Annotated in this window: 26 protein-coding genes (1 of these 26 only partly in view); 12 read left to right on the top strand and 14 right to left on the bottom strand. The window is 60.5% G+C overall.

From position 1 onward, the window contains the following. Window positions 1-2: 2 nt before the first annotated feature. Complete coding sequence (locus AA098_RS25430; RefSeq protein WP_003291613.1) at window positions 3-581, top strand: plasmid pRiA4b ORF-3 family protein; 579 nt, start codon at window positions 3-5, stop codon at window positions 579-581. A gap of 283 nt (window positions 582-864) precedes the next feature. On the opposite strand, the gene AA098_RS29620 is transcribed toward AA098_RS25430, so the two are convergent. The 4 genes from AA098_RS29620 to AA098_RS25415 form a co-directional block, all read right to left on the bottom strand. After that, the gene (locus AA098_RS29620; protein ID WP_009408489.1) at window positions 865-1,041 is read right to left on the bottom strand and encodes a hypothetical protein; all 177 of its coding nucleotides are present in this window, start codon (window positions 1,039-1,041) and stop codon (window positions 865-867) included. Between the two features lie 9 nt (window positions 1,042-1,050). Continuing rightward, window positions 1,051-1,548 carry a DNA repair protein RadC gene (radC, locus tag AA098_RS25425; protein WP_009408491.1) on the bottom strand — a complete coding sequence of 166 codons (498 nt, stop codon included), beginning with the start codon at window positions 1,546-1,548 and terminating at the stop codon, window positions 1,051-1,053. Continuing rightward, window positions 1,520-2,470, bottom strand: coding sequence for a hypothetical protein (locus AA098_RS25420; protein ID WP_064615084.1), 951 nt, complete (start codon window positions 2,468-2,470; stop codon window positions 1,520-1,522). Before AA098_RS25420 ends, radC begins: the two co-directional genes overlap by 29 nt. Window positions 2,471-2,563: 93 nt before the next feature. After that, on the bottom strand, window positions 2,564-3,568 hold the full coding sequence (locus tag AA098_RS25415) for a YqaJ viral recombinase family protein (protein WP_064615083.1): 1,005 nt from the start codon (window positions 3,566-3,568) through the stop codon (window positions 2,564-2,566). 156 nt (window positions 3,569-3,724) lie between these two features. Here AA098_RS25415 and vapB point away from each other — a divergent pair, with 156 nt between their 5' ends. Together vapB and vapC are read left to right on the top strand one after the other, a co-directional pair. Beyond that, window positions 3,725-3,955 carry a type II toxin-antitoxin system VapB family antitoxin gene (gene vapB, locus AA098_RS25410; protein WP_003285520.1) on the top strand — a complete coding sequence of 77 codons (231 nt, stop codon included), beginning with the start codon at window positions 3,725-3,727 and terminating at the stop codon, window positions 3,953-3,955. Next, window positions 3,955-4,359: a tRNA(fMet)-specific endonuclease VapC gene (vapC, locus tag AA098_RS25405; RefSeq protein ID WP_009408500.1), complete on the top strand. Its 405-nt coding sequence runs from the start codon at window positions 3,955-3,957 to the stop codon at window positions 4,357-4,359. Before vapB ends, vapC begins: the two co-directional genes overlap by 1 nt. 86 nt (window positions 4,360-4,445) lie before the next feature. On the opposite strand, the gene AA098_RS25400 is transcribed toward vapC, so the two are convergent. Then, window positions 4,446-5,414 carry a DUF932 domain-containing protein gene (locus tag AA098_RS25400; RefSeq protein ID WP_009408501.1) on the bottom strand — a complete coding sequence of 323 codons (969 nt, stop codon included), beginning with the start codon at window positions 5,412-5,414 and terminating at the stop codon, window positions 4,446-4,448. A gap of 1,068 nt (window positions 5,415-6,482) precedes the next feature. Between AA098_RS25400 and AA098_RS25390 the strand changes: the two genes are divergently transcribed. From AA098_RS25390 to AA098_RS25375, 4 genes are all read left to right on the top strand, one after another. After that, entirely contained in the window at window positions 6,483-7,076 is a 594-nt protein-coding gene (locus AA098_RS25390; RefSeq protein WP_004574924.1) for an aminodeoxychorismate/anthranilate synthase component II, read from the top strand. 9 nt (window positions 7,077-7,085) lie between these two features. Continuing rightward, entirely contained in the window at window positions 7,086-8,135 is a 1,050-nt protein-coding gene (trpD, locus tag AA098_RS25385; RefSeq protein ID WP_003255529.1) for an anthranilate phosphoribosyltransferase, read from the top strand. Next, the gene (gene trpC / locus AA098_RS25380) at window positions 8,132-8,965 is read left to right on the top strand and encodes an indole-3-glycerol phosphate synthase TrpC (protein WP_003255528.1); all 834 of its coding nucleotides are present in this window, start codon (window positions 8,132-8,134) and stop codon (window positions 8,963-8,965) included. Before trpD ends, trpC begins: the two co-directional genes overlap by 4 nt. Before the next feature lie 147 nt (window positions 8,966-9,112). Next, on the top strand, window positions 9,113-9,817 hold the full coding sequence (locus AA098_RS25375) for a lipoate--protein ligase family protein (RefSeq protein WP_003255526.1): 705 nt from the start codon (window positions 9,113-9,115) through the stop codon (window positions 9,815-9,817). On the opposite strand, the gene crp is transcribed toward AA098_RS25375, so the two are convergent. Next, a complete protein-coding gene (gene crp / locus AA098_RS25370; protein WP_003255524.1) occupies window positions 9,814-10,458 on the bottom strand; it encodes a cAMP-activated global transcriptional regulator CRP in 645 nt (214 codons plus the stop codon). The two genes, AA098_RS25375 and crp, sit on opposite strands and share 4 nt — an antisense overlap. Window positions 10,459-10,649: 191 nt before the next feature. Between crp and AA098_RS25365 the strand changes: the two genes are divergently transcribed. Continuing rightward, the gene (locus AA098_RS25365) at window positions 10,650-11,072 is read left to right on the top strand and encodes an OsmC family protein (protein ID WP_004376171.1); all 423 of its coding nucleotides are present in this window, start codon (window positions 10,650-10,652) and stop codon (window positions 11,070-11,072) included. 76 nt (window positions 11,073-11,148) lie between these two features. Here AA098_RS25365 and AA098_RS25360 read toward each other — a convergent pair whose 3' ends face one another. From AA098_RS25360 to hemJ, 6 genes are all read right to left on the bottom strand, one after another. Beyond that, window positions 11,149-12,189, bottom strand: coding sequence for a hypothetical protein (locus tag AA098_RS25360; protein ID WP_064615082.1), 1,041 nt, complete (start codon window positions 12,187-12,189; stop codon window positions 11,149-11,151). A 10-nt stretch (window positions 12,190-12,199) separates the two neighbouring features. After that, window positions 12,200-12,847 carry a 2-polyprenyl-3-methyl-6-methoxy-1,4-benzoquinone monooxygenase gene (coq7, locus tag AA098_RS25355; RefSeq protein ID WP_003255520.1) on the bottom strand — a complete coding sequence of 216 codons (648 nt, stop codon included), beginning with the start codon at window positions 12,845-12,847 and terminating at the stop codon, window positions 12,200-12,202. Between the two features lie 65 nt (window positions 12,848-12,912). Next, window positions 12,913-13,251, bottom strand: coding sequence for a histidine triad nucleotide-binding protein (locus AA098_RS25350; RefSeq protein ID WP_064615081.1), 339 nt, complete (start codon window positions 13,249-13,251; stop codon window positions 12,913-12,915). A gap of 63 nt (window positions 13,252-13,314) precedes the next feature. Continuing rightward, entirely contained in the window at window positions 13,315-14,097 is a 783-nt protein-coding gene (locus AA098_RS25345) for an SDR family oxidoreductase (RefSeq protein ID WP_064615080.1), read from the bottom strand. Window positions 14,098-14,164: 67 nt separating this feature from the next. Next, a complete protein-coding gene (locus tag AA098_RS25340; protein WP_004574932.1) occupies window positions 14,165-15,121 on the bottom strand; it encodes a nitronate monooxygenase family protein in 957 nt (318 codons plus the stop codon). Window positions 15,122-15,149: 28 nt separating this feature from the next. Beyond that, a complete protein-coding gene (gene hemJ, locus AA098_RS25335) occupies window positions 15,150-15,575 on the bottom strand; it encodes a protoporphyrinogen oxidase HemJ (RefSeq protein WP_004574934.1) in 426 nt (141 codons plus the stop codon). A gap of 142 nt (window positions 15,576-15,717) precedes the next feature. Between hemJ and argC the strand changes: the two genes are divergently transcribed. The 3 genes from argC to erpA all read left to right on the top strand — a co-directional run bounded on the left by argC (window position 15,718) and on the right by erpA (window position 18,575). Next, the gene (argC, locus tag AA098_RS25330; protein ID WP_003255512.1) at window positions 15,718-16,752 is read left to right on the top strand and encodes an N-acetyl-gamma-glutamyl-phosphate reductase; all 1,035 of its coding nucleotides are present in this window, start codon (window positions 15,718-15,720) and stop codon (window positions 16,750-16,752) included. Between the two features lie 105 nt (window positions 16,753-16,857). Continuing rightward, window positions 16,858-18,077, top strand: a protein-coding gene (locus AA098_RS28960) for an IS3 family transposase (protein ID WP_156747497.1) whose coding sequence is annotated in 2 segments (ribosomal slippage) — window positions 16,858-17,206 and window positions 17,206-18,077 — 1,221 coding nt in all. Because the reading frame shifts where the segments join, the coding sequence is not laid out codon by codon here. A gap of 147 nt (window positions 18,078-18,224) precedes the next feature. After that, entirely contained in the window at window positions 18,225-18,575 is a 351-nt protein-coding gene (gene erpA, locus AA098_RS25315; protein WP_003255511.1) for an iron-sulfur cluster insertion protein ErpA, read from the top strand. A 59-nt stretch (window positions 18,576-18,634) separates the two neighbouring features. Here erpA and AA098_RS25310 read toward each other — a convergent pair whose 3' ends face one another. Together AA098_RS25310 and AA098_RS25305 are read right to left on the bottom strand one after the other, a co-directional pair. After that, window positions 18,635-19,726, bottom strand: coding sequence for an anhydro-N-acetylmuramic acid kinase (locus AA098_RS25310; RefSeq protein ID WP_011953320.1), 1,092 nt, complete (start codon window positions 19,724-19,726; stop codon window positions 18,635-18,637). 3 nt (window positions 19,727-19,729) lie between these two features. Continuing rightward, entirely contained in the window at window positions 19,730-21,151 is a 1,422-nt protein-coding gene (locus AA098_RS25305) for a peptidoglycan DD-metalloendopeptidase family protein (RefSeq protein ID WP_003255509.1), read from the bottom strand. Window positions 21,152-21,364: 213 nt separating this feature from the next. Between AA098_RS25305 and tyrS the strand changes: the two genes are divergently transcribed. Then, window positions 21,365-22,485 carry the 5' portion of a tyrosine--tRNA ligase gene (gene tyrS, locus AA098_RS25300; protein WP_004574941.1) on the top strand. 79 nt of this gene lie beyond the right edge of the window, so only the first 1,121 of its 1,200 coding nucleotides appear in the window; it begins with the start codon at window positions 21,365-21,367; the stop codon falls past the right edge of the window.

The raw sequence follows: 22,485 nt of genomic DNA, 5'->3' as shown, positions 1-22,485 counted from the left end.
CCATGCCCAACGTCACCCGTTTGCCCAAGCCGGCGAACGACCGTCTCCTGCAACTGCACATCGAACTGACGTGGATAAAACCCGCCATCTGGCGCCGGGTCGCCGTGCCCGAGCGCATCACCCTGAGCAAACTGCACCAGGTTATTCAGGCGGTGATGGGCTGGAGTGACACCCATCTTCATGAGTTTGAAATCGCTGGCGAAAGCTACGGTATTCCCGATCCCGACTGGGGCCCTCCGGTCGTTTCGGAACAGCGCAAGACGCTGACAAAGGTGCTGTATGGGTCGAAGGCGTTTCGTTACGTCTATGACTTTGGCGACAACTGGGAGCACCGGATCAAGATCGAGCGGCTGTTGCCGGCCATTGCGTGCCCGCATGTGCTGTATTGCATCGACGGCGCCAATGCCAGCCCGCCGGAGGATGTCGGCGGTGCACCGGGTTACGCGGATTTTCTGGACGCGCTTGCCGACCCCGAACATCCCGAATACTTGGACATGCTCGACTGGTACGGCGATACCTTCGATCCCACGGCATTTGACCGCGACGACATCAATCAGCGTCTGAAGCGGATTAAAGTCTGAGGGTCAAGACGGTAGAGAGCGGACGCTTACGGGGAATTCACTTGGCACGTATTCTTCAGTACCGGTGACGCCGATGACTGCGTGGATGACGTTGCGCTTGTCAGTGCGCCGTCGGATGTAGTCGTCCAGGTGAACCCTGAGTTTAGGATCAGGGACGCGGATAGCTGAGTCCCTCTGGGATTAGGCTGATTAGCAAGCGCGCTTCGGGCCTTATCAGCAGACACAAAAAATAAAGGATGTCCCACCCTCAGCGGAGCGGGACATCCGTTTCCACTGACGTCAGTCACTTGCTTGATGGTGCTGCCTGCAGTCGACAGAAGATCCAGCACGCCAGTACCACCGCTATCAGCAGTGGTGGAAAGCGCACCATCATAATCACCAGCAGCAACATTGCCAGACAGCCAGCTAGGATGCCGGCAAAGACAAATACAGCTGCGAAGGTGCGTAGTAGTAGCTTCATCGTGTCTCCTTACAGACAGCCCTGTTCTGCCAATGATGTACAACCTTCATGCCCTACCACGATGTGGTCGAGCGTTCTGACTCCGACCAGGCTCAGTGCGTCCTTCAGCTTGCTGGTCAAGATACGGTCGGCCTGGCTGGGCTCGGGATCACCTGAGGGGTGGTTGTGCACCAGGATCATTGCGGCGGCGTTGTGCTCCAGTGCGATTTTCACGATCTCCCTGGGGTAGACACTGGCTCCGTCCAGGGTGCCGCGAAACACTTCCTCAAACGCAATCACTCGGTGTTGGCTATCGAGCATGAGCAGGGCGAACACCTCATGCTCGTATCCGGCCAGCAGTGCCTGCAGGTGGCTGAACACTTCCTTTGGTGAGGTCAGTGCTCGCCCCCGGCGCAGCCGCAGATTCGCCAACTGCCGTGCCATCAGCATGATGTCGGTTTCCGTAACCGGTGACTCGACCAGATAGGTGCCGGTCGTGTCACTGGCTTTCAGCTTGTGCAGGCGCATGACGGCCTCCTTGGTCTTGATCAGTTGGCGAGTTTTGACGCGCAGCTTGTGCCTCAAGCTTTTCAGCCAGGCTGGGTTTGGTGGGATTGGGTGGAGAGGTAGTTGCTGCAGCCGGTGCTTCACCCTCGGTGTAGAACTCTTCCACGATGGCGCTGACATCCTCCTCGCTGTCCTCAAAGGCTCCGTTGCCGAAGCCACGCCGTGCTGCCTCATCCAAAGCCGCCTGATTGAAGCCAGTAGCCTGTCGCCGTGAATCGAGTTCAGTAGCCGTCAACAGCGCCTCGGCCATATCCATGCCTCCGCGCACCGTCAGATCGGCGTAGAAGATCGGCGTGCCGTGGCTCTGCCGAGTCGACTTGCCACGCAGGCGCAGTTCCAGCGGCAGACAGGCCAGGCGGTTACCCGAGATGGCCTGGAAGTAATGCAGGCGAGCAGCCAGGGTGCGGATGCTGTTGAAACCCGTGGTGCGGAACACAAAACTGCCCAGCGGATCTTCATCGCCAATGACCACGTTCAGTCGCCCATAGGGCTTGCAGGCACCGCCCTTGGCCAGTGGACAGGCATCCGGCGAAGGGCAGGGCAGCGACTGCATGCCGTCCTGAGTGACCCGCTTGCAGGTTTCACCATTGCCCACGCAGATTGGGCGTCCGGACTGTCGGTCGAACAGCGTGTAGTCCGCCCGGAAATTCAGCTCGGGCTCGTTGAACAGCAGCCGTACCGGAATGCTGCGCAGCTTGTCGTCCTTACCGTGGCGCAGCTCGTCGTTGAGCGGGTGCAGCAGCCAGCCGTCCTTGCCTTGCACCTGGGAAGTGATGGTGAACTGGTCATCCTTTTCCGGCAGCCGTTTACCGTTCTTCTCGATGACCTTGCCGATTGAAATCCGCCCGAGCACCGGCGGAGTGATAGCCAGACCTTTGAGCATGGTGAGTCTCCTGGAAATGAAAAAAAGGCCAGCCACGCAGCGCGACCTGCATGGACTGGCCAAGGGGGAGGGAAGGGTTGGAGAAGTTGGGTTTCAGCCGACCAAGAAGCGCCGTGCACCCGGTTTCAGCAGCGGGTACTTGGCCTGCAGGTAGGGCTTGTCTTTGAGCAGTTGAGCGACATCGAGGCCGATGCTGTCCTTGGCCTTGCGCCAGCTGACATAGCCGCTGGAAAACTCTGCCCGACTGGCATCGCCCATGGCCTGCTGCAGCATCTGCTTGAGCTCGGCCTCACGCTTTTCCTTGTCGGCAATCGACTGGCGAACGGCCTTCAGTTCAATGAAGGCTGCGGCCAGCCCGGCATGGCCACTAAAGTCGACGACCTGACCGTTGTCATCCGGATAGAGGCAGCGCAGGGCCGATTCAGCGGAAGCCGTGCCATCAGCCGGTGGCGGTGTGTCGGTTTCAACGTAGTGCCAGAACTTGCGCTCCAGCTCGACCAAGCGAGCGATCATCTGCTCATCCCGTTCGATGCGGTGGATCTCCAGTGTCTGACCACCCAGCAGTACCGCTACATCTGCCGCCTGCTTGCCGGTGACGGCGAGCTGGTGCATCACCTGCAACTGCACATACTCAGGCACGCCCTCTTTCCAGAGGCGTGCCCCGTTTATGCCGGCTGTCTTGCATTCGAGGATCTGCACGTCGTCGGCCCCGATCACCTCGCGGTCGATGTTGGCCAGCATCCAAGGCTGCTCCGGATCCGGGTGCTGCAGTACAGCATTGATGCGCCGTACTTTGTTCTTAGTGCGCTTGCTGTAGTGCCAGGCCACGATGGGCTCCAGGACGTTACCCCAGTACATCGGGCTTTCCTCATCGTGCGGATCAGCCTTGGGCATGCTGGCATCCCGTCCGGTTTTCTCCAGCCACAGCTCCAACTGCGATTTATAGGGATTCAGTCCTACTGCTGCGGCAGCATCCGAGCTGCCAATGCCTTGCTTGCGGATCTGCAGCCAGTCCTCGCGGGGCAATTCCTTGGTGCTGATCAGACGTAGGGCAGGGCGGGGTTTGCTGGGGCTGCGATTCAATGAAGTGGCTTTCATCATGTTTCTCCTGCAGGCATAAAAACGCCCAGCCAGCACAAGGCTGACCGGGCGTTTATGGTGGTAGGTGGATGGCTAGTTTGGGATATGCCGTTGACATATCCCGCTTGATTGGCACAATGGGCTATACGCAAGGTATATCCCCAGGAGGTTTCCATGGAGCAAGGTGCAGTTTTTCAGAGCAACCGCAGTCAGGCGGTGCGTTTGCCCAAGGCGGTTGCGCTGCCTGAGGATGTGAAGCGGGTGGATGTAGTGGTAGTTGGTCGAGCCCGAATCATCACGCCGGCAGGTGAGGCCTGGGACGTCTGGTTCGATGGCGAAGGTGTGACCGCTGACTACATGGCGGATCGCGAGCAGCCTGCAGATCAAGAGCGGGATGCGTTCTGATGCTGAAGTACATGCTTGATACCAACATCTGCATTTTCACGATCAAGAATCGTCCTGAGCAGGTGCGGGAAGCCTTCAAGCGCCATTCAGGGCAGCTGAGCATCAGCACTGTCACCCTGATGGAGCTTATTTACGGCGCCGAGAAGTCCGCTAATCCCGAGCGTAATCTGGCGGACGTTGAAGGTTTTGCTGCGCGCCTGGAAGTACTGCCTTACGACGCTCAGGCAGCGGCTCATTCCGGGCAATTGCGAGCTGAGTTGGCTCGTATCGGCAAGCCTATTGGCCCGTATGATCAGATGATTGCAGGACACGCACGTGCCCAGGGACTGATTCTGGTCACGAATAATCTTCGTGAGTTCGAGCGAGTCCCAGGTTTGCGCGTCGAGGATTGGGTGAACGCCTGATTAAGGGCGATCATTTAATGCAGAGCAGCTGAACAACCCCTGATCACCCTTGTGGCGATCAGGGGTTGTGTTTATGCCGCATCAGCTTAAGCGGCGAGCTGCAGCGCTGCGTCCAAGGCGCGTTGCTTGATCTGCGCGCCCTGGCCGAACCAGGCAGAGTCCAATCGATACTCAGTGCTGCGCGCCCGGCGTTCGTGATCGACGTACTCGGTCACGGCATTGAGCAGGCCCCAGGCGGTGCCGCGTGCCGAGTCCAGTTGGCTGCCGCGACCACGGCCTTCGTACAGTTCCTGCACTTTGCGCAGAGCGCGCTCGTTGGGCAGCTGTTCCGGCAAGGCTCCGGTCGGGCTGGTGTCGCACATCACGTTCATAAAGAAGCCCAGTGCCTCATGCCACTGCACCTTGCGTTCAGCCAGGTGGCGCATGCGGTACATGAAGTCGTCCCATTGCGAGACGGCGATACCAAGCTGCTTCTTCACCAGATCGCCATCGAAGCGTGTGCTGTGCGGCACCTTGATCGCACGGCTGGTGCCGTCCAGGGCGATGGTCAACGTGTTGTTGCAGACTACGCGGATGGTGGTGGGCGTTGCCGTGGTGGCCAGAGTTCCGTCACAGGACGTGGCCAGCAGCAAATAGCCATTTACCTGATCATTGCCCTTGAGTGCAGCGCCCTGTCCGGTACGCGCCAGCGCCCAGAACTTGCGCCCGCCCTTGAGCACGCCAGCAGTTTCCAGCTCGTAACCGGAAACCTCGGTCAGATCGCGGTAGAACTCCAGCACCTCACGAGGCTGGACGGTGTGATAACGCTGCGAGACCACTGACAGCGGTGCCTTGGTGTCCGAACGATAGAGCACTTTCTGTTCCTGGAATGAGTGGATCGCGCCCAGGTGGCCGATGGCATCCGACTTGAAGTGCACAGGGCTTTCCAGGATCTGCCAGTCCATCCCGGCTTCGTGTTGCCAGACTTCAATGGGCTGCTTCTGCGTGAGTTGGTTGCCCAGGCCGTGCCACGGGGTGGCGCCAGCGTAAGCCATGGTTTCGATGAGATGTGCCATTGGAAACTCCTTGTCGGTACAAGCGACAGACGGCATAAAGCCTGGCCCGCTATGGGCCAGGCTTTATGCCGTTCAAATATTCGATAGGGGAGGGGTTAGGCGGTGCAGCTGGGGTGTGTTGGATCAGTAATCGTTTTGGGAGAAGGCCAGGCCACAGTGCTGGCACTCGAAGTTGTCGAGCACGCGAGAGTCTATTTCTTCGCCCATTCGCGCCCCAGCCAGGCTGCCGGCGGTGCCGCCCGCCAGGCCTCCCAGGATCGCTCCAGCAAGGCCGCCCAAGGTAATTCCAATCGGCCCTGCGATTGCTCCCAGGGCTGCGCCGCTTTGAGCGCCCGACAAAGCGCCAGCGGCGCCGCTGGCTGTTCCACCAACAGCACCAACTACTCCGCCGAGTTTGCGAGCATGATTACGCGCGACAATGCGCAGAGAACCGCAAGAAGGACAGCAAATAGTCATTTGTTCAGACTCCTGGGTAACTTGACGTCAAGGGAGTGCGGGCACTATCTGCCCGTGCTCACATGAGTAATAAAGGTCTGAATTTTTTTTGAATCGATTTCTGAGGAATATCCGGAAGGCTGGCTGACGCCTTAAAGGAGATATGGGATGAGCAATAGTCCGAAGCGTTTGGGTGTCTGTTCTTTTTGTGACCAATTGGACGATTTGTGACTTATTTGTCGAGATTGGTTCTTGGTGGCTGGGTAAGAAGGTGGGGTGAGGGCAAGCTGAACTTTACTGTGAAGCAGAGTGGCCTCCACAAGTGGTGATCGGTACAGTGTTATTGCATCGAACTGCGCGGTCGGCTACTGTGCCCGGATAGCAACGCGAGATATCTCCGTGAACACCAGTAGTGCCCTCCTGATGCGCGTCATCAAAGCCCTCGCTCGTTGGCGCTGGCGCGGCTGACTTTCTCCTGCCGGCATAGCCGGTTCGTCCTTGTTCGCTCCTGTTTCCCTTGGCTGATGGCCTGACCCCGACCCTGTCCAGTAACAGAAAAAGCGGGTACATATGCGGGTATCAAGGCGGAGTGAATTTATAGAAAGGCAGTAAAAACAAGAGGTTAAGCTTAAAATGCTGCTGATGATCGACAATTACGACTCATTCACTTACAACGTCGTTCAGTACCTTGGCGAGCTGGGTGCCGAGGTCAAGGTCATTCGCAATGACGAATTGACCATCGCTCAGATCGAGGCCCTCAACCCTGAGCGCATCGTCGTATCCCCGGGCCCATGCACCCCAAGCGAGGCGGGCGTGTCCATCGAGGCCATCCTGCATTTCGCCGGGAAGTTGCCAATCCTCGGCGTATGCCTGGGCCACCAGTCAATCGGGCAGGCCTTTGGCGGCGACGTTGTACGTGCACGCCAGGTCATGCACGGCAAGACCAGCCCGGTATATCACCGCGACCTGGGCGTGTTCGCCAGCCTTAACAACCCGCTGACCGTGACCCGTTACCACTCGCTGGTGGTAAAGCGTGAAACCTTGCCCGACTGCCTGGAAGTGACCGCCTGGACCTCCCATGCCGACGGTTCGGTCGATGAGATCATGGGCCTGCGCCACAAGACGCTGAATATCGAAGGGGTGCAATTCCACCCTGAGTCGATCCTGACCGAGCAGGGCCACGAACTGTTCGCCAACTTCCTCAAGCAGACCGGCGGCCGCCGTTAAGGATCGAACATGGATATCAAGAGTGCGTTGAGCCGTATCGTCGGCCAGTTGGACCTTACTACCGAAGAAATGCGCGAGGTCATGCGCCAGATCATGACCGGTCAGTGCAGCGAGGCGCAGATAGGCGCTTTCCTGATGGGCATGCGCATGAAAAGCGAAAGCATCGACGAAATCGTCGGTGCGGTGTCGGTGATGCGTGAGCTGGCCGAAAAGGTCGAGCTGCAAAGCCTCGATGGTGTCGTCGATATTGTCGGGACCGGCGGTGATGGCGCCAACATCTTCAACGTGTCCACCGCTTCGTCTTTCGTCCTGGCGGCGGCGGGTTGCCCCGTGGCCAAGCATGGTAACCGCGCAGTATCGGGCAAGAGCGGCAGTGCCGACCTGCTGGAAGCTGCCGGCATCTACCTGAACCTGACGCCGACTCAAGTGGCACGCTGCATCGACAGCCTGGGCATCGGCTTCATGTTCGCGCAAAGTCACCACTCGGCCATGAAACATGCCGCTGGCCCACGTCGAGAACTGGGGTTACGCACCCTGTTCAATATGCTCGGCCCGCTTACGAATCCGGCCGGAGTGAAGCACCAGGTGGTCGGTGTGTTCGCACAAACCCTTTGCCGCCCGCTGGCTGAGGTGCTGCAGCGCCTGGGGAGCAAGCATGTGCTGGTCGTGCACTCGAAGGATGGTCTGGACGAGTTCAGCCTGGCTGCGCCCACCTTCGTTGCCGAACTGAAAAACGGCGAAATCACTGAATATTGGGTAGAGCCGGAAGACCTCGGCATGAAGAGCCAGAGCCTTCATGGCCTGGCTGTCGAGAGCCCTCAGGCTTCGCTGGAGTTGATCCGCGATGCGCTGGGCCGGCGCAAGACCGAGGACGGTCAGAAGGCCGCCGAGATGATCGTGCTTAATGCCGGCGCGGCGCTGTATGCCGCTGACCATGCCATGAGCCTGAAAGCCGGTGTAGAACTGGCCCATGATGTACTGCACACCGGCTTGGCCTGGGAAAAGCTGCAGGAATTGGGTGCCTTTACTGCAGTATTCAAGGTGGAGAACGAAGCATGAGTGTGCCGACGGTGCTGGAAAGGATCATTGCCCGCAAGTTTCAGGAAGTGGCCGAGCGCAGTGCGCGCGTCAGCCTCGCCGAACTGGAGGGCCTGGCCAAGGCCGCTGACGCCCCGCGAGGCTTCGCCAACGCGCTGATCGAGCAGGCCAAGCGCAAGCAGCCAGCGGTGATTGCCGAAATCAAGAAAGCGTCGCCAAGCAAGGGCGTGATCCGCGAGCACTTCGTGCCAGCGGAAATCGCGGTCAGCTACGAGAAGGGCGGGGCCACCTGCCTGTCGGTGTTGACCGATGTCGATTATTTCCAGGGTGCCGATGAGTACTTGCAGCAGGCCCGCGCGGCGGTTTCGCTGCCGGTGATTCGCAAGGACTTCATGGTCGACCCTTACCAGATCGTCGAAGCCCGGGCCCTGGGCGCAGATTGCGTACTGCTGATCGTGTCGGCGCTGGATGACGTGAAGATGGCTGAACTGGCGGCCACCGCCAAGGACGTCGGCCTCGACGTGCTGGTAGAAGTGCACGATGGTGATGAACTGGAGCGCGCGCTGAAAACCCTGGATACACCGCTGGTTGGGGTGAACAACCGCAACCTGCACACCTTCGAAGTCAGCCTGGAAACCACCCTTGACCTGCTGCCGCGCATTCCGCGTGACCGTCTGGCGATTACCGAAAGCGGTATTCTCAACCGGGCCGATGTGGAGCTGATGGCAATCAACGAGGTTTACTCGTTCCTGGTGGGAGAGGCGTTCATGCGCGCCGAGCAGCCTGGCCTGGAATTACAGCGGCTGTTCTTCCCCGAGCAGGTGAAGAAGACTGTTCAGCAACTGGACTGATCAAATGAAGCCGGCGTTTTTGCCGGCTTTTTTGTACCTGTAATGGCCGTGTCGCGGGCAAGCCCGCCCCCACACAGGTACGCGCCCTGTTGTAGGAGCGGGTTTACCCGCGAAGAGGCCCTTGAAATCAACATCATAGGTGGATCAATGACCGATCAACCCCTGGCCCTGAGCGTCGAACAAGGCCTGCACGCCGAGCAGGAACTGCTGGCCGCCGTCTGCCGCGGCGAACGCGAGAATGGTGTGCTGTTCTGGCGCCCCACCGACCACGCGCTGGTCATGCCTCGACGCATGAGCCGGCTGGGCAACTTCGAGGTCGCCTGCGCGGAATTGGCTATTGCTGGCTGGCCGGTGCTGCTGCGAGAAACTGGCGGTGAGCCGGTGCCTCAGTCGCATTCGACGGTGAACGTTGCACTGGTCTACGCCGCGCCGCGCAGTGAAGGCGACCACGGCCGTATCGAAAATGCCTACGAGCGCCTGTGTCTGCCGCTGTGCGATGTGCTGCGCGAGTGGGGCGGGGTGGCGTCAGTCGGGGAAATCGACGGGGCCTTCTGCGATGGCCGCTACAACGTCAACCTCAATGGCCGCAAATTGGTGGGTACCGCCCAGCGCTGGCGTCAGGGCCTGGGTGGCAAGCGCCCTGTGGTGCTGGTGCACGGTGCGCTGCTGCTGGACAACGAGCGTGAGTCGATGGTGGCGGCGGTCAACCGCTTCAACGAGTGCTGTGAGCTGGAGCAACGCTGTCGCGCCGATGCGCACATCGCCTTGCACGAAGTGGCGCCGGCAGCGCCCTGGTTCGAGCGCCTTTCGCAGGCCTACGCCAAGGTGCTGGCCGAGTTGCCCAAGGACTAGCGGGTACCGTGGACCACCATGGTCTTGCCCTTGACCTGCACCAGGCTGCGTTCCTCGAGGTCTTTGAGAACGCGGCCGACCATTTCCCGAGAGCAACCGACGATTCGGCCGATTTCCTGACGGGTAATCTTGATTTGCATGCCATCGGGGTGGGTCATGGCGTCGGGCTGCTTGCACAGTTCCAGCAGGCAACGGGCAACTCGCCCGGTCACGTCGAAAAATGCCAAATCGCCAACCTTGCGCGTAGTGTTGCGCAGGCGCTGGGCCATTTGACTGCCCAGGGCGTAGAGGATTTCAGGGTCCTGGCGCGCCAGTTCGCGAAACTTTTCGTAGCTGATTTCGGCCACTTCGCATTCGGTCTTGGCGCGTACCCAGGCACTGCGCTGCTGCTCGCCATCAACGGGCTCGAACAGGCCTAGCTCGCCAAAGAAATCGCCATTGTTGAGGTAGGCGATGATCATTTCATGGCCGTCGTCGTCCTCGATGAGGATGGTGACCGAACCCTTGATGATAAAAGACAGTGTCTCGGCCCGGTCGCCGGCGCAGATGATGTTGCTTTTGGCGGTGTAGCGGCGGCGCTGGCAGTGTACCAGCAGCTTGTCGATGTTCTTTATCTTGGCGGGTAGGGCGGAGGCAACCATCACGAAATCCTGTTCGATACGACGCATAGGCTTTTTATAGAGGTTGGCTGACGGAGAGCGCCAGTCATTTGGCGCCAGCTTATCAGACACTACGAGATGTTTCGGTACTAAACCGACACATCTCGTGCTTTTCCCACAGCCGCACAAGGTCTAAGCTGACACCCTTTTCCGAAAATCAGGAGTCCGGGTAGATGAAGGCACGTATCCAGTGGGCCGGTGAGGCAATGTTCCTCGGCGAATCGGGGAGCGGCCATGTCGTCGTAATGGACGGCCCGCCCGAGGCCGGCGGCCGCAACCTGGGCGTGCGACCGATGGAAATGCTGTTGCTGGGCCTGGGTGGCTGCAGCAGCTTTGACGTGGTGAGCATTCTGAAGAAGTCGCGCCAGGCAGTGGAAAGCTGTGAGGCATTTCTGGAGGCAGAGCGCGCCAGCGAAGACCCGAAGGTGTTCACCAAGATTCACATGAACTTCGTGGTGAAGGGGCGGGGGCTGAAAGAAGCGCAGGTCAAGCGGGCAGTGGAACTGTCGGCGGAAAAGTATTGCTCGGCTTCGATCATGCTCGAGCGTGCCGGGGTTGAGATTACCCATGGGTATGAAATCGTAGAGCTGGGTTAAGGCTGAGATTCCGGGGCCGCTTTGCAGCCCTTGTGGAAGCGGGTGAGCCCGCTCCCACCTGCGGCCCGGGCGAGCTTCAGTCGCGCAGGGCCGGAAGGGCCATCCGCAACCATTGCGGAAGACTGCTTCTTAGCGCCTGGCTCAACCGCTCCCGGCGCCTTTGGTAAACCAGGCCAAGCCAGATAACCCCCAGCCCGATCATGGTCAGCACCAACGGGAACAGCAACGACTGGGCAAACACCTCGTACGACAGATATCCCAGATAAGCCGCCACCCCCAGCGCACCAAACACCATGAACACCGGCCGACGCAGCAGCACCGCCATGCCCATCAGCGCAATGTTGATCAGGCAGTACATGGCCTTGCCCAACTCACTGCCGCTGTCCAGTAGCGTCAACCCGCCCCAGAACGCTGCCAGCCCGGCGAGGTAACCCCAACGGGCGTAGTCCTCACGTGTGCGGCCGTCTATCACGAGGAAAACCACCAGCAAGCCCAGCCCAAACCACAGGGAGACGTGGCGACGCTGCTCCCAACTGAACGGTGAGCCGAAGAACCACTCGCTAAGGTCCATCGACATGAACCACAAGGCCACGGCCATTGGCATGACGACGAACGGGTAGGGGATCAGTCGCAGCATTAGCAGCCCGGCAAGCACCGTGGCTGCTTCCATCGCCAGCCAGCCGCCTTGCACGTAGGTGTAGTACTGGTGGTAGTCAGCCTGCGCATCGTTTAGTGGCCACCAGCCGAGCATGCGTTCGATAGCGAATACCGCCAGCGGCACGATGCTGACTGCTACTGCTGCCAGCACGCCAGCAGCGACGGGCTGGGCGCGGCGTTGCAGATTGAGGGCGAACAAGGTGATCAGCAGGATATAGAGGCTGGCGATGATCAACAGCGCGCCGTCACCGAGGCTCATCCAGGCCTCGGTGAGCAACCAGCCCATTGCCGCCATGATCAGCATGGCGCCAAAGTAGAAGGCAACATGGGCCAGCTGAAAGCTGCCACGTGGTGCGGGTTGCTGGCGCAGGAATGCCAACAGGCTTTGGTCCTGGCCTGGTTGGAGAATGCCTGCTTGCACGGCGCGCGCCAGGTCCTTGGCGTCGAATCGATCCGTCATGGTGATGCCTTCAGATGCGGTATGTGCTCTTGGTCATGACCTTGGCCAGCAAGCTCATGCCAAAGCGGACGGGGGCCGGGAAGCGATAACCACCGGCTTCCAGTGCAGACTCGGCGTGCTGCTCTTCGTCTATGCGCATCTGCTCGAGAATGGCCCGGGATTTTTCATCTTCGTGCGGGAGTTGCTCCAGGTGCTCGTCGAGGTGTTTGCACACCTGATGTTCGGTAGCGGCGACGAAGCCCAGGCTGACCTTGTCGCTGACCAGCCCGGCCAGTGCGCCAATGCCGAACGACATGCCGTAGAACAGAGGGTTGAGCACGCTCGGGTGGCTGTTCAGCTGGCGAATGCGCTGCTCGCACCAGGCCAGGTGGTCGATTTCTTCCTCAGCGGCATGCTCCATGGCCTTGCGCACTTCGGGCAGCTTGGCGGTCAGGGCCTGGCCTTGGTACAACGCCTGGGCGCAGACTTCACCGGTATGGTTGATGCGCATCAGCCCGGCAATATGGCGGGCCTGTTGCTCGTCCAGGTCAACGTCTGGCTGGACGATGGCCGGCGATGGCCGGGCAGGTTGGCCGCTGAAAGGCAGCAAGGTGCGCATGGCGGTATCGGCCTGCAGCAACAAGCGGTCGAGCGGCGAGTAGTGACGTTCGGTAGCCATCGGGCACCTCCGCAAGAATGTGCCCGACAGTTTACCGCAATAGCGGCGGGGTCGCTTGCCGTGGGTCAGCCCGGTGGCCAGTTCATCTGGCGCTGGCCAAGCACGTGCATATGGATGTGGTAGACAGTCTGGCCGCCTTTGGGGTTGCAGTTCATGACCACGCGGAAACCTTCCTCGCAGCCTTGTTCGACAGCCAGGCGCTGGGCGGTGAACAGGATGTGGCCAGCCAGGGCCTTGTCTTCTTCGGTCAGGTCATTGAGGGTGCGAATGTGCTTTTTCGGGATGACCAGAAAATGTACCGGTGCCGCGGGTGCAATGTCCTTGAAGGCCAGGATCTGGTCGTCTTCATAGATGATATCTGCCGGGATTTCCCGGTTGATGATTTTGAGGAATAGTTCGTCCACAGCACTTGCTCCATGGTGAGGGTCGGGCCGAGTGTACTCAGCCGGGCGCCGCTCGCCCAGTGGCTATTCCATGCCTAAGGGGCAATAGCGGCGGTGGATGGCCCCGGCCAGCTTGCGCACCAGCCAGCGCGGCAACAGCCGCGGTGCGAACGCCAGCCAGCGGTTGCGCCGGCCAGGCATGATCAGTGCGCGGTTCTTGTCCAGTGCCCGCACGGTGTACAGCGCCACTTCCTCGGGGCTGAGACAGCGCGGCTTGCCATCGAGCCGCGCAATGCGCCGGCGTGCGGAACGTACCGGGCCAGGGCACAGTACAGAGACCTTGATGCCGGTGCGCTTGAGTTCTTCGCGCAGGGCCTGTGAAAAGCTCAGCACATAGGCCTTGCTGGCGGCATAGGCGGCCATCCATGGGCCAGGCGCCACCCCGGCCAGGCCGGCGACGTTGAGAATCTGCCCGCCACCCTGCACAGCCATCAGGTTACCGATGGCGTGACACAGGCGGGTCAGGGCCAGCACGTTGACTTCCAGCAGATCCTGTTCGTCGGCCCATTCATGGGCCAGGAACGGCCCATAGGTGCGCAAGCCCGCGCAGTTGACCAGCAAATCGATACGCCGCTCACCTTCTTCCAGCTCGAGCACGAAGCCTGAAAGGCGCAACGGCTGACTGAGGTCGCAGGCGCGGAACAGCACCTCGACACCGAAACGCTGGGTCAGCTCGATGGCGACAGGCTCCAGCGTTTCTCGTTGGCGTGCCACCAGGATCAGATTGCGCCCGCGCCGTGCCAGCGCTTCCGCCAAGGCCAGGCCCAGGCCGCTGGAAGCACCAGTGATCATGGCGTAACGGGTCATGCAAGGCTCCTGGGGGCGGAAGAGGGCGCCTAGTGTACAACTTGCCCGTGCAAGGTGTTGCCTTTTGCTACAAGGCGCGGGCGCGCAAAACCTGGCAGCGTTCCAGGGCTTGTCGGTACTCGCCATGCAGGCGCTCGATCAATGCGCTGGCGCTGGGCAGGTCATGGATGGCTCCGACGCCCTGGCCCGCTGACCATACGGTCTTCCAGGCCTTGGCTTCGTCATCGATCGGTTTGAGCTTGCCTTGCACCTGCCCCCCCTTGAGGGTGTTCATGTCGTAGCCGGCCTGCTCCAGGCTCTGGCGCAGGAAGCTGGCGGGGATGCCGGACACCACGGGTGTGTGGATGATGTCGGCGGCATGGGCGTTCAGCAGCATCTGTTTGTAGGCGCCCTGAGCCTGGCTTTCTGTGGTGGCGATGAAGCGCGTGCCCATGTACGCCAGGTCCGCCCCCAGCAGTTGTGCGGCCAGGATTTCGTGGCCGTGGTTAATGCAACCAGCCAGCAGCAGGGTCTTGTCGAAGAACTGGCGAATTTCTGCGGCCAGGGCGAACGGGCTCCAGGTGCCGGCATGGCCGCCTGCGCCTGCGGCGACGGCGATAAGGCCATCGACACCCGCTTCGGCGGCTTTTTCGGCATGCCGGCGGGTGGTGACATCGTGGAGCACCAGGCCGCCGTAGCCGTGTACGGCATCGACCACTTCCTTTACTGCCCCCAGGCTGGTGATAACGATTGGTACACGGTGTGCGACGCACAAGGCCAAGTCGGCCTGCAGGCGCGGGTTGGTCGGGTGGACGATCAGGTTGACGGCGTAGGGCGCTGGCGCCTGCAGTTGAGCCAGGCCTGCCTCGATCTCTTCCAGCCAAGCCTTGAAGCCAGCGCTGTCGCGTTGGTTCAGGGCCGGGAAACTGCCAACCACGCCGCTGGCGCAGCAGGCCAGCACCAATTGGGGGTTGGAGATGAGGAACATCGGCGCGGCAACCACGGGCAGCCGCAGGCGTTGTTCGAGCGAGGCAGGTAGCGACATGGCAAAGCTCCTTGAGCGGGTGGCTATGTCAGAACGGTTTCACCACCACCAGAATGACGATACCCAGCAGGATCAGCACGGGCACTTCGTTGAACCAGCGATAGTAGACGTGGCTGCGGGTGTTGGTGCCATTGGCGAAGCGTTTGCGCTGGGCACCGCACACGTGATGGTAGCCGGTCAGCAGGATCACCAGGGTGAGCTTGGCATGCAGCCACCCCTGGCTCAGCCAGCCGGGATTGAGGTACAGCATCCAGGCGCCAAAAACGTAGGTGGCGATCATCGCCGGATTCATGATGCCGCGGTACAGCTTGCGCTCCATGGTCGCAAAGCGTTCCTGGCTGATGCTGTCCTGGCTCTGGGCGTGGTAGACGAACAACCTGGGCAGGTAGAACAGGCCGGCGAACCAGCAGACCACGCTGACGATATGCAGCGCTTTGATCCATAGGTAAAGCATGGAGGGAGTTCCTTCAGGTAATCACGGTCGTCAGATAGTAGTGGTCAAGCGCCCGAAGGGTCACCCGAAGAGTTGTTACAGGCGCCCTGCGCCCCTATTATCGTGCGCTTTCCAGACGGCTCGTTGATAAGGGGCAAGCGTTATGATCAAGGTCGGTATCGTCGGCGGCACGGGTTACACCGGCGTCGAACTGTTGCGTCTGCTGGCACAGCATCCACAGGCCGAAGTGGCGGTCATTACTTCGCGCTCCGAGGCGGGCGTGGCGGTGGCGGACATGTACCCGAACCTGCGCGGCCACTATGACGGGTTGGCGTTCAGCGTGCCGGACAGCAAGGCTCTGGGGGCCTGCGACGTGGTGTTCTTCGCCACCCCGCATGGTGTTGCCCACGCCCTGGCCGGTGAGCTGCTGGCGGCCGGCACCAAGGTGATCGACCTGTCTGCCGACTTCCGCCTGCAGGATGCCGCCGAGTGGGGCAAATGGTATGGCCAGCCGCATGGCGCGCCAGAGCTGCTCAAGGACGCGGTATACGGCCTGCCAGAAGTGAACCGCGAGAAGATCCGCCAGGCGCGTCTGATCGCTGTGCCGGGTTGCTACCCGACTGCCACCCAGCTGGGCTTCCTGCCGCTGCTGGAAGCGGGCCTGGCCGACGCGTCGCGCCTGATCGCCGACTGCAAGTCGGGTGTCAGCGGTGCTGGCCGTGGCGCCGCGGTCGGTTCGCTGTTCTGCGAAGCCGGCGAGAGCATGAAGGCCTATGCAGTCAAGGGGCATCGTCACTTGCCAGAAATCAGCCAGGGCTTGCGCCTGGCCGCAGGCAAGGATATCGGCCTGACGTTCGTGCCGCACCTGACGCCGATGATCCGTGGTATCCACGCCACCCTGTACGCAAACGTGGTCGATACCTCGGTCGACCTGCAGGCGCTGTTCGAGAAACGCTATGCCGATGAACCGTTCGTCGACGTGATGCCAGCAGGCAGCCATCCGGAAACCCGTAGCGTGCGTGGTGCCAACGTCTGCCGCATTGCCGTTCATCGCCCGCAGGGTGGTGACCTGGTGGTGGTGCTGTCGGTGATCGACAACCTGGTCAAGGGCGCCTCCGGCCAGGCGGTGCAGAACCTCAACATCCTGTTCGGGCTGGATGAACGCATGGGCCTGTCCCATGCCGGCTTGCTGCCGTAAGGCCACCAGCATTGGAAAAGGCCCGCGTCGTGCGGGCCTTTTTGCAGGTCGTGTCCCGTCCTGAATAAGGTTTACACCTCCCATCCCGAATTTCCGGAGAGTCTGATGGAGCAAGGTGTAAAGCGCACACAGCGTGATTACTCACTGTCTTTTAAATTGGCGGTGGTTGATCAGATAGAAAAAGGCGAACTGACCTACAAGCAGGCCCAGATGCGGTATGGCATCCAGGGTCGCTCGACGGTTCTGGTATGGTTGCGTAAGCACGGTCGGCAGGATTGGAGCCAGGGGGCCTCGATCCGCGACGAGAGGAGCTGCGCGATGTCTGACCCCAAAACGCTCACTCCAGAGCAGCGGATCAAAGAGCTTGAGCAGCAGCTTGAGCTGATGAGCCAGAAGGCCCAATTCTTTGAGACGGTCGTTGATGTTCTGAAAAATGACTATGGTGTCTCGGTCGTAAAAAAGCGATCCGGCAAGTCCTCACGCAAGGTCAAGTCGCAGGACTGAGCATTGCCAGGGCTTGTCAGTTTCTAGGCATCAGTCGACAGGCTTACTACAAACGCAATCGAGTTGCTGATGGCAAAGAACGCCAGGCAGACCGGGTGGTTGAGTTTGTACAGCAGATCCGGATACGCCAGCCTCGTCTGGGCACACGCAAGCTGCACTATCTGCTGCATTGCCAACCTGACAGACGATTCCAGGTCGGCCGAGATAGGCTGTTCCAGGTCTTGGGAGAGCGCCGTTTGCTAGTGCTGCCTAAGCGGGCCTATCACAAGACAACACAAAGCTTTCATCGCTTCTACCGCCATCCCAATTTACTCAAACCCGGCCCAAGTCAGATCGTTCCGACAAGGCCGGAGCACGTCTGGGTTGCCGACATTACTTACCTGCCCGCACGCAAGGGCCCGCTGTACCTGAGCCTGGTAACGGATGCGTACTCCAGGAAGATTGTTGGCCACCACGTCCATGAAAGCCTGCATGCCGAGTCAGTGGCGCAAGCCTTCAAGCAGGCATTACGAAAGCGCCGTCGTCGCCAGCCATTAGTCCACCATTCGGATCGAGGAATCCAATATTGCTCGGCGCTATACCAGTCACTACATCAACGGCACGGCGTTCAGTGCTCCATGACTGATGGGTATGACTGCTACCAGAACGCGCTGGCCGAGCGAATCAACGGAATCCTCAAGATGGAGCTGCTGTTGAGTAGCCCTGAAGATCTGGAACAAGCGAGGCAGATGGTTGACGAGGCAGTGCAGATTTACAATACAGAACGGCCTCATATGGCCCTGAAAAACAAAACGCCCGATGCGGTGCATCGGGCGTTTTGAGGCCTGTGGCCTACCTGAACAGGTGTAAACCTATTTCAGGACTAGACATCGCGACTAAAGCCGCACAATTCTTGACCGATTTTCTCGGGAAAGCGGATAATGCGCGTCATCGAGTTTTATGGCGGCTACCGCGCCGGGAGAATCAACATGAGCGTCGAAACCTTCACCCCTACCGGTCTGGAATTTACCCACGGGGCAGCCCAGAAGGTGAAGAACCTGGTCAATGAGGAAGGCAATGAGCGTCTGAAGCTGCGAGTGTTCGTTACCGGTGGCGGTTGCTCCGGCTTCCAGTACGGCTTCACCTTCGATGAAGACGTGGCCGAAGATGACACCATTGTCGAGCGCGAGGGCGTTTCCCTGGTGGTCGACCCGATGAGCTTCCAGTACCTGGCGGGTGCCGAAGTGGACTACCAGGAAGGCCTGGAAGGTTCGCGGTTCGTGATCAAGAACCCGAATGCCGCGACCACCTGCGGTTGCGGGTCGTCGTTCTCGATCTAAGGGCTGGGCATACGAAAACGCCGCGCAATTGCGCGGCGTTTTGCTTTCTGGCGTAGCGGCTATGCCGGGTAGATTGCGCCCAGTACGCGCAGGCCCTTGGCGGCAGTGACGCTGGGGCGGTTGGCGGCGATACCCTCCAGGCAGCAGTGAGCCAGCCAGGCGAAGGCCATGGCTTCGACCCAGTCCGGGTCTACGCCATAGGCGCCAGTGCTTGCAACACGGGCCGCCGGTAGCAGTTGGCCAAGGCGGGCCATCAGCGCGCCGTTGCGGGCGCCCCCACCACAGACCAACAGCGCCTCGGTGCCTTGCTGGGCTTTGCCAAGCGAATCGATGATGCTGCGTGCGGTCAGCTCCAGCAGTGTCGCCTGCACGTCCTGGGCCCGGTATGCCGGCAGGTTGGCCAGGTGGCGATCCAGCCAAGGCAGGTTGAAAACCTCGCGGCCGGTACTCTTCGGGCCGCTGCCGGCAAAGAACGGGTCAGCCATCAGTGCGCTGAGCAACCCGGGCTGAACCACACCTGAGGCAGCCCAGGCGCCATCTGCATCGTAGGCGTGGCCGTGCTCGCGCTCGATCCAGGCATCCAGCAGCACGTTCCCCGGGCCGCAATCGAACCCATGAACTGGCTTGTCCTGCTCGATCAGGCTGAGGTTGCTGAAACCGCCTACGTTGAGGATTGCCAGGCGTCGGCCAAGCTGGCTGAACAGGGTTTCGTGGAAGGCCGGTACCAGTGGCGCGCCCTGGCCACCGGCAGCCACATCGCGACGGCGGAAGTCGGCGACCACGCTGATGCCGGTCAGCTCGGCGAGCAGTGCGGGGTTACCGATCTGCACAGTAAAGCCGCGGGACGGTTCATGGCGAATGGTCTGGCCGTGGCTGCCGATGGCGCGAATGGCTTCGGGCTTCAGTCCCTGGCGAGCCAGCAGTTGGCGGATACCTTCGCCGGCCAGGCTGGCCCAGCGGTTTTCCGCCAGTGCGGCACGGGCAATCTCGTCAGTGCCGCTGCTGCACAGGGCCAGCAGGTCCTTGCGCAGGTCCGGGGGCATGGGCAGGTAGTGGGTGGCGAGCAGTTCAAGCTGCTCGCCTTGTTCGATCAGGGCGATATCCAGGCCATCGAGGCTGGTACCGGACATCACCCCCAGGTAGAGCGCCATGGCTTAGCGCTTGTTCGCTGCGAGCAGGGTGGCCTTTTCCTGATCCATGCGGGCAATCAGCGGCTGGCTCTGCTGCAGGAACCGCTGACGCTCGTTCTTGGCAATCGGGTCAGCCATTGGCACCTTCTGGCTCAGCGGGTCGACGTGCACGCCGTTGACCTGGAACTCGTAGTGCAGGTGTGGGCCGGTGGACAGGCCGGTAGTGCCGATGTAGCCAATGATCTGGCCCTGTTTGACCGTACTGCCGGTCTTGATGCCTTTGGCAAAGCCCTGCATGTGGCCATACAGCGTCTTGTAGCGGTTGCCATGCTGAATGATCACGGTATTGCCGTAGCCACCACGGCGCCCGGCCAGTTCGATGCGACCGTCACCGGCTGCCTTGATCGGCGTACCTCGTGGGGCCGCGTAGTCGACGCCTTTGTGGGCGCGGATCTTGTTCAGGATGGGGTGCTTGCGACCGGCGGAAAAGCGCGAGCTGATGCGGGCGAAGTCCACCGGGGTGCGGATGAATGCCTTGCGCAGGCTGTTGCCGTCGGCGGTGTAGTAGGTAGTGTTGCCCTGCTTGTTGGTGTAGCGCACGGCAGTGTAGGTTTTGCCGCGGTTGGTGAAGCGCGCAGAGAGGATGTTACCGGTGCCGACGACCTTGCCGTCCATCACCTTCTGTTCGTAGACCACGTCGAACTCGTCCCCTGGGCGAATATCCTGGGCGAAGTCGATGTCGTAACCCAGCACGCGGGCCATGTCCATGGTCATGCTGTGGGACAGGCCGGCGCGCTGGGCGGAAGCTGACAGCGAGCTCTTGATCACGCCGTGGGCATAGGCGGTGCGTATCACCGGCTTGCTGATTTCACGGTTGAATGTATAGCCCTTGGCGGTTTTGGTCAGGCGAATGGTTTCGAGGTTGCTGACTTTGCTGTGCAGGCTGGCCAGCTGGCCATCCTTGTCGAGCTCGAACTGCAAGACCTGGCCGTGCTTGAGCTGGCTGAATTGCTTGGCCTGCTTGTTGCTGGCCAGCAAGTCATGCACAGCATTGGCGGGCAGGCCGACCTTGGCGAACAGGGTGGACAGGGTATCGCCGCGGGCCACGGTGACTTCGCGGTGGCCAGGCTCCTTGGCGGCCTCGGCAACCGGTTCGGCAGCCGGGGCCTGTTGATCGGCCTTCTGGGTTTCGGGGGTAGCCTCTTCGATCTGGGCGAAAGGCGAGCCTTGCTCACCTTCGCTTTGCACCAGGGGCGCAGCGCGGGATTCGTCTTTCAGCTGCTCGGCAGGGCTTTCGAGCTCGAGGTTGAGGGTAGTTTTCTTGGCTTCCACTTCGCTGGAAGGAAATACCAGCAAAGCCAGGCTGAGCAGGGCGGCGATGCCGCTGGCGGCCAACAGATGGCTCTTCGGATAAAGCGGGGGCGCTTTAGGCGGTTCGTTGGTCATGGGCAAGGTGACTTTGAAAAAGGTGAAATGGAAAAGATGAATGACATGATGAAGATGAAATAACTGTATAAAATATAACCAAATCCATTTTCACGCAAGGGCGCGTAGACGCCGCAAGCCTGTGTTCGGGTCACATTCCTTTGCGAAACTTGTATTTGACGGCCGATCTTGTATGGTTGGCTCCCCCTGAATCTGAGCCTTGCGGGTTTGTCTATGAAGTCGGTTGAAGAGCAGCTGGCGCTTATCAAGCGCGGTGCGGAAGAAGTACTGGTCGAGTCGGAACTGGTGGAGAAGCTCAAGCGCGGCCAACCTCTGCGCATCAAGGCCGGCTTCGACCCGACCGCTCCGGACCTGCACCTGGGTCACACGGTACTGATCAACAAGCTGCGCCAGTTCCAGGATCTGGGTCACCAGGTCATCTTCCTGATCGGTGACTTCACCGGCATGATCGGTGACCCGAGTGGCAAGAGCGCCACGCGCCCGCCGCTGACCCGCGAACAGGTGCTGGAGAACGCCGAGACGTACAAGCAGCAGGTGTTCAAGATTCTTGACCCAGCCAAGACTGAAGTCGCGTTCAACTCCACGTGGATGGACAAGCTGACCCCTGCCGACTTCATTCGCCTGGCTTCGCAGTACACCGTCGCGCGCATGCTGGAGCGTGATGACTTCGACAAGCGTTACACCACCAATCAGCCGATTGCCATCCACGAGTTCCTCTACCCGCTGGTGCAAGGCTATGACTCGGTGGCGCTGAAGGCGGATGTTGAGCTGGGTGGTACCGACCAGAAGTTCAACCTGCTGATGGGGCGTGAACTGCAGCGGTCTTATGGGCAGGAAGCGCAGAACATCGTGACCATGCCACTGCTCGAAGGGCTCGACGGTGTGAAGAAGATGTCGAAGTCGCTGGGCAACTATGTCGGCATCCAGGAAGCGCCAGGGGTGATGTACAGCAAGCTGGTGTCGATCCCGGATACCCTGATGTGGCGTTACTTCGAGCTGCTGAGCTTCCGTTCGATGGAAGAAATCGAGCAGTTCCGGGCCGATGTTGCCAATGGCGCCAACCCACGTGACATCAAGATCAAGCTGGCGGAAGAAATTGTGGCGCGCTTCCACGGTGAGGAGGCTGCAGCCAATGCTCACCGTGCTGCCGGTAACCGTATGAAGGAAGGCGAGCTGCCGGAAGACTTGCCGGAGATCGAAGTGGCTGCGGCGGAAGACCTGCCAATTGCTGCGGTGTTGAATCGGGCTGGTCTGGTCAAGAACTCGGCTCAGGCGCGAGATTTGCTGAGTGGCGGCGCGGTGAAGGTTGATGGTGCAGTGGTCGACAAGGACTT

The sequence above is a fragment of the Pseudomonas sp. JY-Q genome (assembly GCF_001655295.1).
Classification (GTDB): Bacteria; Pseudomonadota; Gammaproteobacteria; order Pseudomonadales; family Pseudomonadaceae; genus Aquipseudomonas; species Aquipseudomonas alloputida.
This window is presented reverse-complemented; position numbering and strand designations above follow the sequence as displayed.

Bases quoted from the DNA above. Each gene is read 5' to 3' on its own strand.
- AA098_RS25430 (WP_003291613.1), top strand. From the start codon at position 3: ATGCCCAACGTCACCCGTTTGCCCAAGCCGGCGAACGACCGTCTCCTG.
- AA098_RS29620 (WP_009408489.1), bottom strand. From the start codon at position 1,041: ATGAAGCTACTACTACGCACCTTCGCAGCTGTATTTGTCTTTGCCGGC.
- radC (WP_009408491.1), bottom strand. From the start codon at position 1,548: ATGCGCCTGCACAAGCTGAAAGCCAGTGACACGACCGGCACCTATCTG.
- AA098_RS25420 (WP_064615084.1), bottom strand. From the start codon at position 2,470: ATGCTCAAAGGTCTGGCTATCACTCCGCCGGTGCTCGGGCGGATTTCA.
- AA098_RS25415 (WP_064615083.1), bottom strand. From the start codon at position 3,568: ATGAAAGCCACTTCATTGAATCGCAGCCCCAGCAAACCCCGCCCTGCC.
- vapB (WP_003285520.1), top strand. From the start codon at position 3,725: ATGGAGCAAGGTGCAGTTTTTCAGAGCAACCGCAGTCAGGCGGTGCGT.
- vapC (WP_009408500.1), top strand. From the start codon at position 3,955: ATGCTGAAGTACATGCTTGATACCAACATCTGCATTTTCACGATCAAG.
- AA098_RS25400 (WP_009408501.1), bottom strand. From the start codon at position 5,414: ATGGCACATCTCATCGAAACCATGGCTTACGCTGGCGCCACCCCGTGG.
- AA098_RS25390 (WP_004574924.1), top strand. From the start codon at position 6,483: ATGCTGCTGATGATCGACAATTACGACTCATTCACTTACAACGTCGTT.
- trpD (WP_003255529.1), top strand. From the start codon at position 7,086: ATGGATATCAAGAGTGCGTTGAGCCGTATCGTCGGCCAGTTGGACCTT.
- trpC (WP_003255528.1), top strand. From the start codon at position 8,132: ATGAGTGTGCCGACGGTGCTGGAAAGGATCATTGCCCGCAAGTTTCAG.
- AA098_RS25375 (WP_003255526.1), top strand. From the start codon at position 9,113: ATGACCGATCAACCCCTGGCCCTGAGCGTCGAACAAGGCCTGCACGCC.
- crp (WP_003255524.1), bottom strand. From the start codon at position 10,458: ATGGTTGCCTCCGCCCTACCCGCCAAGATAAAGAACATCGACAAGCTG.
- AA098_RS25365 (WP_004376171.1), top strand. From the start codon at position 10,650: ATGAAGGCACGTATCCAGTGGGCCGGTGAGGCAATGTTCCTCGGCGAA.
- AA098_RS25360 (WP_064615082.1), bottom strand. From the start codon at position 12,189: ATGACGGATCGATTCGACGCCAAGGACCTGGCGCGCGCCGTGCAAGCA.
- coq7 (WP_003255520.1), bottom strand. From the start codon at position 12,847: ATGGCTACCGAACGTCACTACTCGCCGCTCGACCGCTTGTTGCTGCAG.
- AA098_RS25345 (WP_064615080.1), bottom strand. From the start codon at position 14,097: ATGACCCGTTACGCCATGATCACTGGTGCTTCCAGCGGCCTGGGCCTG.
- AA098_RS25340 (WP_004574932.1), bottom strand. From the start codon at position 15,121: ATGTCGCTACCTGCCTCGCTCGAACAACGCCTGCGGCTGCCCGTGGTT.
- hemJ (WP_004574934.1), bottom strand. From the start codon at position 15,575: ATGCTTTACCTATGGATCAAAGCGCTGCATATCGTCAGCGTGGTCTGC.
- argC (WP_003255512.1), top strand. From the start codon at position 15,718: ATGATCAAGGTCGGTATCGTCGGCGGCACGGGTTACACCGGCGTCGAA.
- erpA (WP_003255511.1), top strand. From the start codon at position 18,225: ATGAGCGTCGAAACCTTCACCCCTACCGGTCTGGAATTTACCCACGGG.
- AA098_RS25310 (WP_011953320.1), bottom strand. From the start codon at position 19,726: ATGGCGCTCTACCTGGGGGTGATGTCCGGTACCAGCCTCGATGGCCTG.
- AA098_RS25305 (WP_003255509.1), bottom strand. From the start codon at position 21,151: ATGACCAACGAACCGCCTAAAGCGCCCCCGCTTTATCCGAAGAGCCAT.